This window comes from Streptomyces sp. NPDC021012, assembly GCF_044333355.1.
In the GTDB taxonomy this organism is placed as follows: Bacteria; Actinomycetota; Actinomycetes; order Streptomycetales; family Streptomycetaceae; genus Streptomyces.
This window is the reverse complement of the sequence record NZ_JBIRQU010000014.1, coordinates 162,514-178,785: the sequence shown is the minus strand read 5'-3', so window position 1 is coordinate 178,785 and position 16,272 is coordinate 162,514. Positions and strand designations below refer to the sequence as shown.

Annotated in this window: 18 protein-coding genes; 10 read left to right on the top strand and 8 right to left on the bottom strand. The window is 73.7% G+C overall.

Annotated elements, in window-relative coordinates; all coding sequences use genetic code 11:
- The 3 genes from ACH4TP_RS33815 to ACH4TP_RS33805 all read right to left on the bottom strand — a co-directional run.
- Nucleotides 1-440: Mur ligase domain-containing protein (locus ACH4TP_RS33815; RefSeq protein ID WP_398440096.1), on the bottom strand; the 440-nt coding region annotated here is incomplete at its 3' end.
- A gap of 157 nt (nt 441-597) precedes the next feature.
- Entirely contained in the window at nt 598-1,068 is a 471-nt protein-coding gene (locus ACH4TP_RS33810; protein WP_389226971.1) for an indole-3-glycerol phosphate synthase, read from the bottom strand.
- 106 nt (nt 1,069-1,174) lie between these two features.
- The gene (locus ACH4TP_RS33805) at nt 1,175-1,936 is read right to left on the bottom strand and encodes a pyrimidine reductase family protein (RefSeq protein WP_389226969.1); all 762 of its coding nucleotides are present in this window, start codon (nt 1,934-1,936) and stop codon (nt 1,175-1,177) included.
- A gap of 36 nt (nt 1,937-1,972) precedes the next feature.
- On the opposite strand from ACH4TP_RS33805, the gene zapE reads away from it, so the two are divergent.
- The 4 genes from zapE (at nt 1,973) to ACH4TP_RS33785 (ending at nt 5,978) form a co-directional block, all read left to right on the top strand.
- A complete protein-coding gene (gene zapE, locus ACH4TP_RS33800) occupies nt 1,973-3,058 on the top strand; it encodes a cell division protein ZapE (RefSeq protein WP_398185665.1) in 1,086 nt (361 codons plus the stop codon).
- Nucleotides 3,059-3,092: 34 nt separating this feature from the next.
- The gene (locus ACH4TP_RS33795; protein WP_389226963.1) at nt 3,093-3,518 is read left to right on the top strand and encodes an OsmC family protein; all 426 of its coding nucleotides are present in this window, start codon (nt 3,093-3,095) and stop codon (nt 3,516-3,518) included.
- A gap of 135 nt (nt 3,519-3,653) precedes the next feature.
- The gene (locus ACH4TP_RS33790; RefSeq protein WP_398440095.1) at nt 3,654-5,018 is read left to right on the top strand and encodes an alkaline phosphatase PhoX; all 1,365 of its coding nucleotides are present in this window, start codon (nt 3,654-3,656) and stop codon (nt 5,016-5,018) included.
- An 81-nt stretch (nt 5,019-5,099) separates the two neighbouring features.
- On the top strand, nt 5,100-5,978 hold the full coding sequence (locus ACH4TP_RS33785) for a PPK2 family polyphosphate kinase (protein WP_398440094.1): 879 nt from the start codon (nt 5,100-5,102) through the stop codon (nt 5,976-5,978).
- Here the strand turns inward: ACH4TP_RS33785 and ACH4TP_RS33780 are convergent.
- Nucleotides 5,964-6,266, bottom strand: a complete 303-nt coding sequence (locus ACH4TP_RS33780) for a hypothetical protein (RefSeq protein WP_398440093.1) — start codon at nt 6,264-6,266, stop codon at nt 5,964-5,966. The two genes, ACH4TP_RS33785 and ACH4TP_RS33780, sit on opposite strands and share 15 nt — an antisense overlap.
- A 187-nt stretch (nt 6,267-6,453) precedes the next feature.
- Between ACH4TP_RS33780 and ACH4TP_RS33775 the strand changes: the two genes are divergently transcribed.
- On the top strand, nt 6,454-7,323 hold the full coding sequence (locus tag ACH4TP_RS33775; protein WP_398185994.1) for a polysaccharide deacetylase family protein: 870 nt from the start codon (nt 6,454-6,456) through the stop codon (nt 7,321-7,323).
- A 12-nt stretch (nt 7,324-7,335) separates the two neighbouring features.
- On the opposite strand, the gene ACH4TP_RS33770 is transcribed toward ACH4TP_RS33775, so the two are convergent.
- From ACH4TP_RS33770 to ACH4TP_RS33760, 3 genes are read right to left on the bottom strand one after another with little or no spacing between them, the layout of a single operon-like run.
- Entirely contained in the window at nt 7,336-7,986 is a 651-nt protein-coding gene (locus ACH4TP_RS33770; protein WP_398440092.1) for an ABC transporter, read from the bottom strand.
- On the bottom strand, nt 7,983-9,026 hold the full coding sequence (locus tag ACH4TP_RS33765) for an ATP-binding cassette domain-containing protein (RefSeq protein ID WP_398440091.1): 1,044 nt from the start codon (nt 9,024-9,026) through the stop codon (nt 7,983-7,985). Before ACH4TP_RS33765 ends, ACH4TP_RS33770 begins: the two co-directional genes overlap by 4 nt.
- On the bottom strand, nt 9,023-9,700 hold the full coding sequence (locus tag ACH4TP_RS33760; RefSeq protein ID WP_362660537.1) for an AIM24 family protein: 678 nt from the start codon (nt 9,698-9,700) through the stop codon (nt 9,023-9,025). Before ACH4TP_RS33760 ends, ACH4TP_RS33765 begins: the two co-directional genes overlap by 4 nt.
- A gap of 71 nt (nt 9,701-9,771) precedes the next feature.
- Between ACH4TP_RS33760 and ACH4TP_RS33755 the strand changes: the two genes are divergently transcribed.
- Entirely contained in the window at nt 9,772-10,482 is a 711-nt protein-coding gene (locus tag ACH4TP_RS33755) for a peptidyl-tRNA hydrolase (RefSeq protein WP_398440090.1), read from the top strand.
- 69 nt (nt 10,483-10,551) lie between these two features.
- Entirely contained in the window at nt 10,552-11,664 is a 1,113-nt protein-coding gene (locus ACH4TP_RS33750) for a hypothetical protein (protein WP_398440089.1), read from the top strand.
- Here the strand turns inward: ACH4TP_RS33750 and ACH4TP_RS33745 are convergent.
- A complete protein-coding gene (locus ACH4TP_RS33745; protein WP_398440088.1) occupies nt 11,647-12,384 on the bottom strand; it encodes a DUF2332 domain-containing protein in 738 nt (245 codons plus the stop codon). The genes ACH4TP_RS33750 and ACH4TP_RS33745 overlap by 18 nt on opposite strands.
- A 408-nt stretch (nt 12,385-12,792) precedes the next feature.
- On the opposite strand from ACH4TP_RS33745, the gene ACH4TP_RS33740 reads away from it, so the two are divergent.
- Genes ACH4TP_RS33740 through ACH4TP_RS33730 form a run of 3 tightly spaced genes read left to right on the top strand, consistent with a single transcriptional unit; the run spans nt 12,793 to nt 16,021 of the window.
- On the top strand, nt 12,793-14,190 hold the full coding sequence (locus tag ACH4TP_RS33740) for a DUF692 family multinuclear iron-containing protein (RefSeq protein ID WP_398440087.1): 1,398 nt from the start codon (nt 12,793-12,795) through the stop codon (nt 14,188-14,190).
- A gap of 7 nt (nt 14,191-14,197) precedes the next feature.
- Nucleotides 14,198-15,235, top strand: coding sequence for a TIGR04222 domain-containing membrane protein (locus ACH4TP_RS33735; RefSeq protein WP_398440086.1), 1,038 nt, complete (start codon nt 14,198-14,200; stop codon nt 15,233-15,235).
- 48 nt (nt 15,236-15,283) lie between these two features.
- Nucleotides 15,284-16,021: a TIGR04222 domain-containing membrane protein gene (locus ACH4TP_RS33730; RefSeq protein WP_389226927.1), complete on the top strand. Its 738-nt coding sequence runs from the start codon at nt 15,284-15,286 to the stop codon at nt 16,019-16,021.
- Nucleotides 16,022-16,272: the final 251 nt, after the last annotated feature.

The window sequence follows — 16,272 nt, the reverse complement described above, 5'->3', positions numbered from 1 at the left end:
AGGTCGCCGCCGATCGCGTACGAGGGGTCGAGGCCGAGCTCGGTGAGCGCGACGGCCAGCATGGAGGTGGTGGTCGTCTTGCCGTGCGTACCGGCGACGGCGATCGCGCGCAGGCCGTCCATGAGGGAGGCGAGCGCGTCGGAGCGGTGGACGACGGGGATGCCGAGCTCGGCGGCGCGGGCCAGCTCGGGGTTGTCGGCGCGGATCGCGCTGGAGACGACGACGGCGGAGGCGTCGTCGGCGAGGTGCTCGGCGGCGTGGCCGATGTGCACGGTGGCGCCGAGGGCGCGCAGCGACTCGGCGGTCGCGGACTCCTTGGCGTCGCTGCCGGCGACCTTGGCCCCGCGCTGGGCGAGGATCTTCGCGATGCCCGACATTCCGGCACCGCCGATGCCGATGAAGTGCGGCCGTTCCATGGCGGCAGGGATGGCGGGTGCCATGCGGATCTCTCCCCGGGGTGTCTCGTATCCATCTATTGCGTACGCAATAGATGGGCGTCTGGAAGCCCCCAGCCTAGTGGCTCCGGCCGGGACCCCGGCGGACGGCGGGGCCGGGTCCGCGCCCCCTGCACGGGGCGCGGACCCGGCCCCGCCGCCGTTACTCGCTGTGGGCGAAGAGCTTCAGGACGGGGACCCCGACCTTGTGGCGGGCCCGGGAGGCCCAGTCGCGGTGGAAGAACTCCTCCACGTAGTGCGGGGCGGTGAGGACGATCACCTCGTCCGCTTCCGACTCGTCGACCACCGCCTTCATCTTGTCGAGCGGGTGGTCCTCGACGACCTGGCCGACCGCTTCGCAGCCGGCGTTCCTCAGGGCCTGGAGCGAGACCTCCAGGCCCTTCTCGGCCAGCGGCCGGGCCTCCTTGCCCTCCGGTTCGTCGCCCTCCCGGGCGGCTTCCTTCAGCTCGCCCATGGCGACGTCGTCGATGGCACGCAGCAGTACATCGGCCTGGTCACCACGCGGCTGCATGAGAACGATGAAGGACACGCCCTCGTCGCCATGCAGGGTGGTGACGAATTCCACGTCGACGGACGTGAGGGGCTTCTCGATCATCAGAACGCTTGTGAACACCTCAGGAGCCCTTCTGCGGAAACCATCCTTCCCCGTGCCCGCACGGGGTCTGCGACAGTAAGTGTGCCCAGCGGACGCTAAGCGGAACGGCAAATTCCGCCGATTGTCAGATCCGAAGGTAGCGGGTGAAGAGGAAGCCGTCCCGCTCCAGCACGGAAGCCACCTGGAAGCGTGTCGGGACGGCCACCGAGGGACCCCCGGCGATCCGCTGGGCGCCACCCGCCGTCATCGTCGGCGAGACCGTGAGGCACAGCTCGTCGAGGACCCCCGCCGCCACGAACTGACCGAGCAGCCGGGGCCCGCCCTCGGTCAGCTGGCGGCGCAGCCCGCGCTCCGCGAGCGCCGCCACCGCGCGGGCCGGCTCCACCCCGGGCCCGTCGCCCGCGATCAGCACCACGGCGCCCGCCGCCCGGGCGGCCTCGATCCGGTCGACGGGCGCGGCGGCCCCCGTGAGGACCAGGGTGGGCAGCAGCGGCTCCGTGAAGAGGGGCAGCGAGAAGTCGAGGCTCAGGGAGGCGCTGACCACGGCGATCACGGGCGCCGGGCCCTGTCCGGCGGCGGCCCGGCGGGCGGCGAAGGCCTCACGCGCGCGTGCCGGGCGGTAACCCTCCAGGCGTACCGTTTCCGCACCCACCACGACCACGTCGGCGAGCCCGCGCAGGACGCCGAAGATCCGCATGTCCGTCTCGGAGGAGAGCGGCTGGGAGCGCCCCTCGTGCTGGCCCGCCCCGTCGAGCGAGGAGACCATGTTGGCCCGCAGCCACGGACCGTCCCCCTCCGGATACGCGTAGGCGTCCGCGAGGGCGTCGAGCGACCACTCCTGGTCACCGGCGGCTGTCATGTCCGTCACAGGGAAGAGCTGGCGCATGATCGAAGTCTGACATGGCGCTTACAGTGGGGAACTGTGTCGACCCGTGCCCTCACCGAAGCGGCTTCCCCCGAAGCGGCCCCGCTCTCGCTCTGCTCCCGAGAGCCCCACGTCCCCGCCGACCGCCTCGTCGCGGAGATGGTGCCGCCGCCGCGCTTCGACTCCGTACGCTTCGACACGTACCTCCCCGACCCGAACCAGCCGAGCCAGACGGACGCCGTCAAGACCCTGAGCGCCTTCGCCGAGGGCCTCGGCGGGGCGCACGCCACCGGCGCCGGCAAGCGCCGCTGGTTCGCGAAGAAGCCGGCCGCGCCGAGCGGCCCGCGCGGGGTCTACCTGGACGGCGGGTACGGCGTCGGCAAGACCCACCTGCTGGCCTCGCTGTGGCACGCGACCCCCGCGGAGCCCGCGCTGAAAGCGTTCGGCACCTTCGTCGAGCTGACCAACCTGGTCGGCGCGCTCGGCTTCCAGCAGACCGTGCAAACGCTCAGCGGGCACCGTCTCCTCTGCATCGACGAGTTCGAGCTCGACGACCCGGGCGACACCGTCCTCGTCTCCAGCCTCCTCGGCAAGCTCGTCGAGTCGGGCGTGGCGCTCGCCGCCACCTCGAACACGCTTCCGGGCAAGCTCGGCGAGGGCCGCTTCGCCGCCGCCGACTTCCTCCGCGAGATCCAGGGCCTCTCCGCCCACTTCCGACCGCTGCGGATCGACGGCGAGGACTACCGCCACCGCGGACTGCCCGAGGCCCCGGCCCCGTACTCCGACCAGGTGGTCACCGAGACCGCGTACGCGACCCCGGGCGCCTCCCTCGACGACTTCCCGCACCTGCTCGAACACCTGGCCAGGGTTCACCCGAGCCGGTACGGCGCCCTCACCGACGACCTCTCCGCCGTCTGCCTCACCGACGTCCAGCCGGTCCCGGACCAGTCGACCGCCCTGCGGCTCGTCGTCCTCGCCGACCGCCTGTACGACCGCGAGATACCCGTGCTCGCCTCCGGACTCCCCTTCGACAAGCTCTTCAGCGACGAGATGCTGAACGGCGGCTACCGCAAGAAGTACTTCCGGGCGATCTCCCGCCTCACCGCGCTCGCCCGCGACGCGAAGGGCCTCGTCGCGCAGTAGCTTGGTGGCCGTACCCGATCGAAAGGGATCCACCATGGCCACCGTGCGTCACGCCCACACCGTCTGGCAGGGCGACCTCCTCAAGGGCTCCGGCGTCGTCACCCTCGACTCCTCCGGCATCGGCTCGTACGAGGTCTCCTGGCCGGCCCGGTCCGAGGAGCCCAACGGCAAGACAAGCCCCGAGGAGCTCATCGCCGCCGCGCACTCCTCCTGCTTCTCGATGGCCTTCTCGAACGGTCTGGCCAAGGCGGGCCACGCGCCCGAGCGCCTGGAGACCAAGGCCGACGTCACCTTCCAGCCCGGCGAGGGCATCACCGGCATCCACCTGACCGTGCGCGGCACGGTCTCCGGCCTGGACGCGGACGAGTTCCAGGCGCTCGCCGAGGACGCGAAGAAGAACTGCCCGGTCAGCCAGGCGCTCACGGGCACGACGATCACCCTCACCGCCGAACTGGCCTGACGCCGGATCAGTCCCCGCGCCACATGAGGCAGTTGTGGCCCGCATGGTTCACCTGTCACCACCGTGCGTGATACACACATGCGGGTCACACGTCACATCTGTCCTGTCCGCCAACAGGAAGTGGGTTGTTGCCTCATGTCCGCAACACGACGTCAGATCCTCTCCCGCACCGGCGCGTCCGTCGCCGGGATCGCCTTCACGGGCGCCCTCTCCGAACTCTTCGCCGGAAGCGCCGCGGCTCTGAGCGGTCGGCGGGGCGGCTACGGCCCCCTCGTCCCCGACCCGGACGGCCTCCTCGACCTCCCCGCCGGCTTCCGCTACAAGGTCCTCTCCCGGATGGGCGACCCGCTCCGCTCCGGCGAGGGCCCCGTCCCCAGCAACCACGACGGCATGGGCGCCTTCGCCGGCCGACGCGGCCGGGTGCACCTCGTCCGCAACCACGAGAACCGCGTCACCGGCAAGATCGCCGTCCCCACCGTCCCCGGCCTCACGTACGACCCGGCCGGCAAGGGCGGCTGTACGGCCCTCGAACTCGACGGCCGCAACAACGTCCTCGGCGAGCGGGTCGCCATCGCCGGGACCGCCGTCAACTGCGCGGGCGGACCCACCCCCTGGAACACCTGGCTGACCTGCGAGGAGACCGAGGACCGGGCCGGCACCAACGGCTACACCAAGGACCACGGCTTCATCTTCGAGGTCGACGGCGCCGACCCGCACCGCACCGGAGCCGTCCCGCTCACCGCGATGGGCCGCTTCCAGCACGAGGCCATCGCCGTCGACCCGGCGAGCGGCATCGTCTACGAGACGGAGGACGCCTTCGAACGGCCCTTCGGCCTCTTCTACCGCTTCCTCCCGGACAAGCCCCTCGGCGGCACCGGCTCCCTCCGCGCGGGCGGCGCCCTGGAGGCCATGCGGGTGCCCGGCGTACCCGACCTGTCCGTCGTCCAGGAGGCCGGCACCCGCTTCGACGGCATCGATTGGGTCCCCGTACCGGACCCGCTCGCGACGTCGACCTCCATCCGCCACCAGGACTTCGGCCCCCGGGGCATCACCCACGCCCAGAAGCTGGAGGGCTGCTACTGGGGCGGACGGGCCGTCTACTTCGTCTCCTCCTTCGCGCGGGCCAAGGACGGCTCGGCGGCCACGCACTTCGGCCAGGTGTGGAAGTACGAGCCCCACAAGCGCAGGCTGACCCTGGTGGTGGTCTTCGGCCCCGACACCGACGTCCAGCTCCCCGGCGAGTCCCCGGACAACATCTGCCTGGCACCGACCGGAGGCCTGATGGTCTGCGAGGACGGCGACGGGGCCCAGCACGTCTTCGGGGTGAGCAGGGAGGGCGAGGTGTACGCGGTGGCGCGCGGCGCCCAGAACATCGGAACGCCCGACGCCCCCGAGTGGGGCGAGTTCGCGGGCGTCACCTTCTCCCCGGACGGCTCGACGATGTACGTCAACTGCTACACGCCCGGCACGACGTTCGCGGTGACGGGCCCCTGGTGCTGAACCGGCTGGACTAGCGGGCCCCCGGGTTCCGTCGCAGGATCGATCGGAAGAGGTCGGACGGCGCGGCGGAAGGGGCCCGAGGTGGCGAAGAAGGACGACGGGAAGAAGCGGAACGCTCCGGAACCCCTCCTGGGTGACCTGCTCCGGATCCCCGGGGGCGAGCGGATCGACCTCACCGCGCACGACGCCCGGGCGACCCCGGCCGGCCCCGCCGACAAGACGGCGGGGCTGGCCGCCACCGCCGCCCTCGCCCCGCACCTCGCCGAGCTCCAGGAGCGCCTGTACGCGGCGAGCACCGCCGGCGACCGCCGGCGCCTGCTCCTCGTCCTCCAGGGCATGGACACCAGCGGCAAGGGCGGCACGGTCAAACACGTCATCGGCCTCTTCAACCCCTCCGGCTGCCGCATCCACGCCTTCAAGGCCCCGACCCGCGAGGAGCTGAACCACCCCTTCCTCTGGCGCGTCATGCGCGCCCTCCCCCAACCGGGCGAGATCGGCATCTTCGACCGCTCCCACTACGAGGACGTCCTCATCGCCCGCGTCCGCGACCTCGCCCCCCGCCGCCAGATCGCCCGCCGCTACGGCCAGATCAACCGCTTCGAGAAGTCCCTCATCGAGGACGGCGTGACGGTGATCAAGGTCTTCCTCCACATCTCCTACGAGGAACAGCGCGCCAGGCTCCTCGCCCGCCTCGACAACCCCGACAAACACTGGAAGTTCAACGTCGGCGACATCGACGAGCGGGCGCTGTGGCCCGCCTACCGCCAGGCCTACGAGATCGCCCTCGAACGCTGCTCCACGGACGAGGCCCCCTGGTACCTGGTCCCGGCGGACCGCAAGTGGTACCGCAACTGGGCGATCAGCAAGCTGCTGCTCGAGCATCTGGAGGCGCTGGATCCGAAGTACCCGCCGGGGGACTTCGACGTGGAGGAGTGCCGGGCGCGGCTACTGGCCACGTGAGCGGCGGCGCCAGGCGGTGACCAGGCCGTTGAGCTTCTCGGAGGCGGTGACGTCGACGAGGTCCAGGGCTCCGTGGCGGTTCATGGTGTCGAGGAAGCGGTGGAGCAGTGAAGGGGAATCCCCATGAGCCACGTGCTCGGCGAAGTCGGTGGCGAGCCGGGGGTCGCCCGACCGGGCCACTCCCTCGAAGAGGAGCCCGATCTCCTCGTCGTCGAGTATCTCCAGGCCGCGCGCGATCATGCCCCGTGAGCGGATCTTCACCGCCATGGCGAGAAGGGCCGTCGCCACGTCGTCCCTCCCCGCCTTCTTCAGGAGAGACCAGATCCGCACTGCCCTTCCGTCGGGAGCGGGCCGGGCACGCCCACGCGATGGTGCGTCAGCTCAGCGCGTGGACTCGGACGCTGCTGCAGTCGAGCCGCGAGCGATAATCACTTTGATCGGATAACTTCCGATCGTGAACACTTCTGCACGAAAATTGGCGGCGCTCGGTCTTCTGGGCGCCGCTCTCGTCGGCTGCGGCAGCAGCGCGGTCGAGACTCCGGCGGCCAAGCCCGAGCCGAAGGCGACGGCGGCCGTCGCGCAGAGCCCGTCGCCCAAGGCCAGCGCCGCCGCCCCCGGGCCGAAGCCCGCGAAGGTGCCGACCGCGCCGCCGACCATGGCGCCCGGGCCCGGCGGGCTCACCCCCGTCTACAAGCGCCGGACGAAGGGGAGCGAGAAGGTCGTCGCGCTCACGTTCGATGCCGACATGACGGCCGATCAGGGGCCGCGGGCCGCGAGCGGTGAGCACTTCGACAACCCCGAGCTCATCGCGACCCTGCGCCGGCTGAAGGTGGACGCGACGGTGTTCATGACCGGGCGGTGGGCGGAGGAGTACCCGGACCAGGCGAAGTCCATCGGCGGCGATCCGCGGTTCGAGATCGCCAACCACTCGTACAGCCACTACGCCTTCGCGACCCCCTGCTACGGTCTGCCGACCGTCGCCGGGCCCGACCAGGCGGCCGACGTGCAGCGCGCCTTCGACTCCTTCCGGGACGCCGGGGCCGTCAACGTCGTCCCGTACTTCCGGTTCCCGGGCGGCTGCTACGACGACGCGGCCCTGCGCGCCCTCGCCCCGCTCGGGGTCACGGCGGTCCAGTGGGACGTGGTCAGCGGGGACGCCTTCGCGAAGGACGCGGACGCCGTCGCGGAGCAGGTGCTCGACGGGGTGAAGCCCGGTTCGCTCGTCGTCATGCACTGCACGCGCAGCGCCGCCCCCGTGACCGAGCGGGCGATCCGCCGGATCGTCCCCGAGCTCCGGGCCCGCGGCTACCGCTTCGTGAAGGTCTCGGAGCTCATGAGCCGCTGAGCCCGCACGGCCTCACTCCAGGCGCGCCGTGGCCCGGCAGGAGAGCACGGCGACCGCCGCCGCGAGGAGCAGCGCCCCGGCGCAGGCGAACCAGGGCGGTTCGGCGGTCGCCGTGCGGGCTCCGGCGACCAGGGCCGTCATGGCGTACTTCGCCGGGGAGCCGGTGGTGACGAGCGCCAGGAGCGAACCGAGGACCAGGGCCGCGACGGACCAGCCGGGCGCCCGGAGGAACGGCCGGGAGGCCAGCGCGCCGACGGCGGCGCCCGTCAGGCCGCAGGCCAGTGCCGCGAGCAGCCCGGAAGCGACCGCTGCCGACGGGGCCGTCCCGCGCCGGTCGCCGATCGCCGTCACCGCGAGCACGGCGACCACCCCGGCGAGGACCGGCCAGCCCGCCCCCGTGACCAGCGCCGCGAGATGCGCGCGCCCCCGCCCGGCCGCCGCCGCGACCACGCTCCGGGCGGCGGGCGGCTCCTGCGTGAGGCAGATCCGTACGGACCAGGCCGACACCGGCAGCAGAGCCGCCGCGGTGAACCCGAGCGCGCCGAGCACCGGTTCGCCCGCCTGGACGCCGACCCCAACGAGAGCCGCGTACAGGAGCAGCGGCGCCAGCCAGCGCTGGGACCGGAGCAGCAGCCCCGACTGGTAGCGCAGCAGCGCCGTCATACCCGTCCGCCTTCGGTGCCGAGGTGATGGATGTGCCAGGCCCCGGCGAGCAGCGCGCCGAGAAGCTCGTCGGAACGCGCCCCGTCCACGGTGAGGACGGTGGTGCCGTCGGCGCCGGGAGCGGTCGCCGGGTCACCGGGCAGGCCGCCGGGAAGCGCCCGGCCACCGCCGGAGGCGACGATGACGATACGCGCGGAGGCCCCGGCGCCGACGGTCCCTGGCGCGGACGAGGCCACGGCGTGACCAGGCCCGGCCCCGCCCGCCAGACCACCGCCCACCCCCGCGCCGGGCCCGCGCCGAGCCTCCCGAAGCTCCCCGCCCGTCGCCACGGTCCCGGCCCCGCCCGGCGGAAACCCGACCGCGGGCACCGCGGACTCCGCGGACTCCGGCCCGGCCGGCAAACGTCCCCCCGCCCCCGCGCGCACCCGCGCCGTCTCCCGTACCCGGCCGCCCTCCACCCCGTACACGACCGCCGCCTCCCCCTCCAGCCTGCGCGGGTCGTGGTCGACGAAGACGACCGTCGCGCCCGCCGCGAGGCGTTCGCGGACGGCGGTGTCGAGTGCGGTGCGGGCGCCGGTGTCGAGGCCGGTCCAGGCCTCGTCGAGGACGAGGAGGGCGGGGTCGGCGAGGAGGGCCTGGGCGACGGCGACCTTCTGGCTGGTGCCCTTGGAGAGCTCCGCGAGCCCGGCCCCGGCGTGCCCGGCGGCGCCGAAGCGCTCCAGCCACTCCCCCGCCCGGGCCCGTGCCGCCGCCCGGCCGAGGCCCTGGACGCGGCCGAGGTGGACCAGGTAGTCGAGGGCCGTGAAGGGGAGGGCGACGGGGAAGCGTTCGGGGACGTACGCGGTGCGGGCCGGGCGGCCGGTGACGCGGCCCTCGGTGGGGGCGTCGACGCCGGCGAGCAGCCGCAGCAGCGTGGACTTGCCGGTGCCGTTGGTGCCGGCGACCCGCACGAGGGCGGCGGCGGGCAGGTCGAGCGAGACCTCCCGCAGCACCCACGGCCCCCGGAGCCCGTGGCGCCGCCCTACGTGCTCCAGCCTCAATGCGAGGGGTTCTTCTGCGGGGTGAGCTCGCTCGGCCGGACGACGACGAAGCCCTGGCCCTCCAGCTTGAGCTGCACGGCCTCGCCCGAGCCGCCGCGGATCATCGAGCCGAGGGACTGCGAGCGGTGCAGGGAGGTGTGGAGCTGCTCGCTCCAGCCGACGACGGCGTCGGTGTCGACGTACACCGGGGCCTGCGGGGTGACGGGGATGACGATCGGGTTGCCCTCGCACATCAGGGCGATCTTGCCGTAGCCGGAGAAGACGGAGTTGAAGAGGCCGCCGCCGGTCATGCCGGCGCCCTTCACGGTGCGGATGTCGTAGTGGAGGGTGGCGTCGAAGCAGAGGACGTTGCGGCCGTTGACGGTGAAGGCCTCGCCCTGCTCGATCTCGACGATGAAGCAGTTCTGCGCCTCGTGCGCGAACCAGGCCTCGCCCTGGCCGCGTACGGCCATCAGCGCCAGGCCCTCGCCGGTGACGGCCCGCTTGAGCATCCCGCCGATGCCCTGGCCCTTGCGCTCGAACTGGAGGTCTCCGCGGAAGGCGATCATCGAGCCCTGGCGGGCGTGCATCTCACCGTTCACGGTGTACTTGACCGATTTGGCGTTCTGGAGGGTCATCCCCGGGAAGGTCGCCGCCTCGGCGAGGTGTTCACCGGCAAAAAGATCGCTCTTCATGAGGGGCATCCTGTCCCGGAAGCGATGATTCCCACAAGATTCGCTCCCCGCCTCGATGGCAGACTTGCCGGGTGAGCAGCAACGAGACCGATCTCCGCGATGAGAAGCCCCAGTTCGTCCTCCCCCTGGTCGTCCGGATCGAACGCGACGCGCCCCCGGCCCGTACCGACGCCCTGGAGACCGCCGCGCGGGCCGTCCTGGAGATCCTGACCGACGACCGCTCCCTCGGCGAGGGCGAGTGGGCGCGGGCCGTCACCGACTGGCAGGACGCCCGGATCCGCAAGGTGGTGCGCCGGGCCCGCGGCGCGGAATGGCGCCGCGCGAACACGCTGCCCGGCATCACGGTCACCGGCGCGGAGGCGGAGGTACGGGTCTTCCCGCCGGTCCCGCTCGACGGCTGGCCCAAGGAGCTCGCCAAGCTCCAGGTCTCGGGCACCGACCTCGACGACCCGGCCGCCCCCGGCCCCGTGCCGGACGGCGCGGCGGTGCTGTGGATGAACCCGGAGCTCGACATGTCGGCCGGCAAGGCGATGGCCCAGGCCGGCCACGGGGCGCAGCTGCTGTGGTGGGCGATGGACGAAGCGGACCGCAAGGCGTGGCAGGGGGCGGGCTTCCCCCTCGCGGTGCGGACCGCGACGGCCGAGGAGTGGCCGGCCCTGACGACGAGCGGCCTCCCGGTCGTCCGCGACGCGGGCTTCACGGAGATCGCCCCGGGCTCGTGCACGGTGGTGTCCGAGGGCAGCGCCCTCTTCGCCCCCCACCTGCGTCTCCCCCGGCCCTGACCGCCGGACGGCCGGGTGTCGGACCCGTGCCGTAGTGTGCGCCGCGTTCCAAGCCCCTGGGAGACCCGCATGTCCGTGCACGCCCGGCTCCACGCCACCGTCCCCGCTCCGCTGCCCCCGTCGGAGGCCGGTCCGCCGGAGATCCTGGGACAGCCGGGGCACCGGCTGCTCGTCCAGCGGAGCGACGACGAGATCGTCGCCCGGCCGTTGGACGACGCCTACGCCGCCCGGCCGGGAGCGGAGGTCCGTTTCCCCGCGCCCTGGCCACGCGACCTCGGGACGTGGGAGGTGTCGCCCGACGCGGGCCTGGCCGTCTTCGCCGGGGTGCATGCGGTGCGTGCCGTCGAGCCCTCGGGGGCGACGCGCTGGGAGGTCCGGCACGCCTGTTGGGCATGCGGGGAGACGCACGAGTCGTACGACGCGTACGCGGACCGTCGGAACCACCGCTACCCGGACCAGGGCTCCGTCGGCTTCTCGGCCGACGGCAGCCTCGTCTGGGCCCACGTCCGCGGCCCGCTGCCCGAGGGCGAGCTGACCCCGGACACCGTCGACGAGTGGCTGGTGATCGACGCCCTCGACGGCCGCGTACTCGCGCGGGCCGACGCCCAGGCCGCCGCGGCCGGCAGCGAGCACGTCCCCCACCCCACCGACCCCCGCCGGATGGGCCTCAGCATCGGCGAGGGCCAGGACGGCGCTCCCCTGCGCCTGGGCCACTGGGACGGAGAGAAGCTGGACGTCACCTACGCGGAGGGCGACCTCTGCCTGCTGGGCGTCAGCCCCTCGGGCGACCGGCTCATGACCGTCTCCCACGACCAGGACGCGCTCGCCGTGCGGGACCTCCACGGCGTCCTGCTCGACGGCCTCGAATGGGACGCGGAGTCGGTGCTCCCACCACATCCTGACGCCCCGTCGGAGTACGAGGACGAAGCACCCGCCTGCTGGGACTGGGCAGGCGGCTTCGTGGACGAGACGACCCTCGTCGTCTCGACCGTGGAGAGCGACGACGAATGGGGCGAGGTCCGGCACTGGCTGCTCGACACCACGGGCACGCACGGACTCCGGCCGATCACCTACCCGTCCCCGCCCTCCGGGCAGCCGACCGCACTCGGGAACGGCGCCTGGGCGACACCGTCCGAATCCGGCGACGCCCTGCATGTCTGGGCGCTAGAACCAGTCCAGTGACCGGCCGTGCGGGCCGGTGAAGGCCAGGGGCTGTTCGTCGAGGGCCAGGGCGAAGACCGTGCGGTCCCGTGGTGCGGGGCGCGGGAGGCGGGCGGCGACGGACCGGAGGACGCCGGGGGCCTCGTTCGAGATCCAGTGGACGGGGAGGGTGCGCATCGTCTCGGTGAAGGCCCCCCGGGCCTCGGTCGGGAGGTAGAACAGGACCGCGCTGTGGAAGACCACGGGTGTGGCACCCGGCGGGGCCTGGGAGACCAGCTCCCGGACCGTCTCGTCGAGGTCGCCGCGGACGAGGTGCGGCGGCTCCGCGCGCGCGATGCGCACGGCGTTCCGCAACCTGTCCGCGCGGTCCGTCTGTTCGGGCCAGACCAGGGACTCCAGCCACCGCGTGTCGTCGGCGTCACCGACGTCGAGCGGGTTGAGGTCGATGCCGGCGCGCCACACGACCTCGGGCAGCCGCTCGGGCAGCGGTACGGGGCCGGACGTGCGGCAGGTCAGGGTGACCGGACCGTCGGCCGGGCCGAAGGCGGCGCCGTCGTCGTACCGGTACCGGTATCGGTATCGGTCCGGGTACAGACACAGGCCGGCCGAGGCACCGACCTCGATCAGGGCGAGCGGCTGCGGCAGCGACGCGAGCAGCGGGAGCAGGGTGGCGCAGCGGCCGGACTCGTTCGTCTGCGTACGGCGCCCCAGCCCGCGCCCGACTGGGCCTTCGCCCCGCACCCTGCTGGGCGTCGCCCACCCGCCGTGTGGGCAATCGTCCCGCAGGGCGGGACGGGTGGGCACACGGGACGGCGCCCTTCAGCGGCGCCTCCGCGTCCCGCGCCCGGACCCGCACCCCAGCGGCGCCGCACGACGTGGTGCGGGTTCGGGCGCGGAAGCCTCTGGCACCGGCAGGGCGCGGGTTCGTTGTGCCCACCCTCCCCCAAGCTCTCGGCTTCGCTCGAGCAGGGGCCCCCTCACCCCAGCGAAACGGTTGCCCAGAACGGCGGCGGCATGGGGCGCCCTCGACGACATCCCTTCGCTCACAGCGGCCGAACCTCAAATGAAGCTCTGAACGTCCCCCTTCCGGGATTCGAATGTCCCCCACCGGGCCATCAGGTGGGGGACTGAGTACCGAAGGAGGGGGACATGACGGAACTCGGCATCGGCATCGGGTGGCGTCCTGAGATCGCCGAGGCGGTGGAGGCGCTGCCCGGAGTCGACTGGGTGGAGGTCGTCGCGGAGAACATCTGCGCGGACCATCTGCCCGACTCCCTGGCCCGGCTGCGCGAGCGCGGCGTGACGGTCGTCCCGCACGGCGTCTCGCTCGGGCTCGGCGGCGCGGACCGGCCGGACCCGGCGCGGCTCGCGGCGCTCGGGGAGAAGGCGGTGGCCCTGGGGGCGCCGCTGGTCACGGAGCACATCGCGTTCGTACGGGCCGGGGGGCCGCTCACCGCGACCCCGCAGCTCGAAGCGGGCCACCTGCTGCCCGTGCCCCGGACCCGGGACGCGCTCGACGTGCTCTGCGAGAACGTGCGCATCGCACAGGACGCGCTGCCCGTGCCGCTCGCCCTGGAGAACATCGCGGCCCTGATCTCCTGGCCGGGCGAGGAGATGACGGAGGGCCGGTTCCTGGCGGAGCTGGTGGAGCGTACGGGGGTACGGCTCCTCATCGACGTCGCCAACCTGCACACCAACCACGTCAACCGCGGCGAGGACCCCGCCCGCGCCCTGTCCGAGCTGCCGGTCGACGCCATCGCGTACGTCCACGTGGCGGGCGGGGTCGAACGGGACGGCGTCTGGCACGACACCCACGCCCACCCGGTCCCGAAGCCGGTCCTCGACATCCTGGCGGACCTCGCGTCCCGGGTGTCCCCGCCGGGGGTGCTGCTGGAACGGGACGACGACTTTCCGCCGGCGGAGGAGCTGGCCGGAGAACTGGAGGCGATCCGGGCCACTACCGCTGTGGGCAGGCGTTCCGCGGGGGCGGAACCGGTGGGCACGGCCCACCAGCACGGCGCCCTTTCGCACATACCCGCACCCCGACGGGCCCCCCTGCTGATCGGCGCGGGCGCCCGCGTCTCGGGAGGCCCCATGCCCGGCGCAACCCCTGTCGTCCAGGAGCCCGCACCGCGGGAAGGCGCCCGGCAGCGCCTCGCCGTCACCCAGGCCTCCCTCCTGTCCGCCCTCGTCGCCGGCACCCCCGTCCCCGAGGGCTTCGACACCCGCCGCGTCGGCGTCCAGGCGCGCGCCCTCGCCGCCAAGCGGGCCGGTGTCGTCGCGAAGGTCGCGCCGGAGCTGCCGGAAATCCTCGGGAAGGGCTTCCGGCCCGCGTTCCTCGCGTACGCGAAGTCGCGTCCGATGACGGGCGGGTACCGCAGGGACGCCCTCGACTTCGTGGAGCACCTGCTGATCGCGGGGCGCCCGGAGGATCCGGCGGAGCGGCGGCGGCTCACGGAGTGGTGGGAGGACCGTTCCGGCAGTCGGCCGGCGGGCCGTGCCGCCCGGCTCGTACGGGCCGCCCGTCACGCCCTCGTACGGAGATGAGACGGCCGTGGACCTCCTGATCGCCCTCGTCTACCTGGCGGCCGCCGCCGGCGTCGTCCTCGTCATCACCCGGGTCGTCCGGACGCGCGGCGGCCCCGGCGGACCCGTCCACGACCGGTACGAGCTCGCCTTCCTCAACGGCGGGCCGGCCCGCGTCGCCGACACCGCGCTCGCCGCCCTCCAGGCGGACGGCAGGCTCGCGATCGGCGGGCCCGGGATCGTCGCGGTCGTCCGCCCCACCGCGTACGACCCGGTGGAGCGCGCCGTCCTGGAGGTGCAGGCCGCCGCCCCGCACGGGGCCCTGCACCACCTGCGGCTCGGGGTGATGCGGCACCCGGCGGTCCAGGAGATCGGTGACGGGCTCGCGGCGCGCGGGCTGGTCGTCGCCCCGGCGACGCGGCGGGTCACGGCCCGCTGGTGCACCGCCCTGATCCTGGCGGCCTTCGTGCTCTTCCCGGTCTCGATCGTCCTCACGGTGATCGACTTCGCCGTCGCCGAGGACTTCCGGCTGCCGTTCGTCCTCAAGGTGGCGCCGGCGCTGTTCGCCGCCGGGATCACCGGCATCGTCTGCGGGTCGGTCGCCGCCCGGCAGATCACCTCGGCCGGCCGCCGTGCGGTCTTCGAGTACGGGCGGGCCCACGGCCATCTCGCGGACGCCGGCCATCTCGTGGCCCTGCACGGGCTGCGGGCCGTGCCGGACCCGGTGCTCCGGGAGCAGCTCGTGGCCGCCGCCCGGTTCTACGCGCCGCCCCGGCGGAACGGGCGCGGCGGCAGGCGGCGGCCCTCGCCGGCGCACTTCTCGTCCTCGGACGCGGCCGCCCTCGGCGTGGCCACCGAGTGGTGCGCGACCAACTCGTCGTGTGGTGGCGGGGGTGGTGGCGGTTCCTGTTCCGGCGGTGGCAGTTCCTGTTCCTCGGGCTCCTGTTCCGGCGGAGGGTCCAGCTGCGGCGGCGGGTCCAGCTGCGGGGGTGGGTCGAGCTGCGGCAGTTCCAGCTCGTGTTCGAGTTCCAGCTCCAGTTCGTGTTCCTCCAGCTCAAGCAGCTGAGGGGCCGATCGGGTGGCGGGCCCGGCCGCCGTCCCGTACAACCGGGGCATGGTCTGGGTTCCGCTTCTCCTGGTGGCGTTCGTCGTGGCCGGTGTCGGCTGTGCGCGGGTCTGCCGTGCCTCCATGGCCGCCGCCGGGCCCTGCGAGGCGGTCGGCGCGGATCGGGGGCTCACGGTGTGCGAGGCGGCCTATCTGGCCGGCGGGCCGCTGCGGGTCACCGATCTGACCCTGGTGTCGATGCACCGGGCGCGGCGGCTGCTGCTCGCGCACACCGGCTGGGCGACGGTCGTGGACGCGGGTGGCGCCGGGGACGGGCTGGAGCGCGCGGTGCTCGGTGCCATCGGGCCGGGCGGGCAGTCGCCGGTTCCCGCCGTCCGTCCGGTGGTCGCCGCCGACGAATCCGTACGCCTTCTCGCGGAGGGGCTCGTCGACCGGGGGCTCGCCGTGTCCGAGGAGGACCGCCGGGAGCTCGCGGCGGGGGTGCGGGCGGTACGGGCGGGGTTCCTGCTGACGCTGGTGCTCGGGACGGTCGCGGCGCTGCTCGTGCCGGGGGAGGAACGTGCCCCGGTCGTGGCCGCGTTCGCGCTGCCGCTGCTGGCGTCGGGGCTGTGCCTGCTGATCGGACGGGTCGAGGTGTATCCGTACACCCGCTGGGCGTCCCCGGCCGGGCAGCGGCTGCTGTCGGGGCTGTCGTCGGCCGATCCGCTCACCGATCCGCTCACGGCGCTCGCGACGCGCGGTCCCGCCGTCCTGGAGCCGGAGCTCCGCGCGGCCCTGAAGGCCTGAGAGAGGTCCCGGAGCCCGGGAAGAGGTCCCGGAAATGACGCCGGTGCGGCGCGCACGAAGCGCGCCGCACCCGGAGCCGGACCCGGTGTCGCTGGAGCGACGGGCACATGGTGCCGCCCGCCGTCTGATCTTCCGGGTCAAGGGGTGGCGGGGCCCCCCGCGGGGCCGGGGGGCCCCCCCGGGTGGATCGCGGCGCAGGGCACCGGCCCGCCCCCCGCTGGGGGCCGCAGGGGGGGGGCCCGGAGGAGATC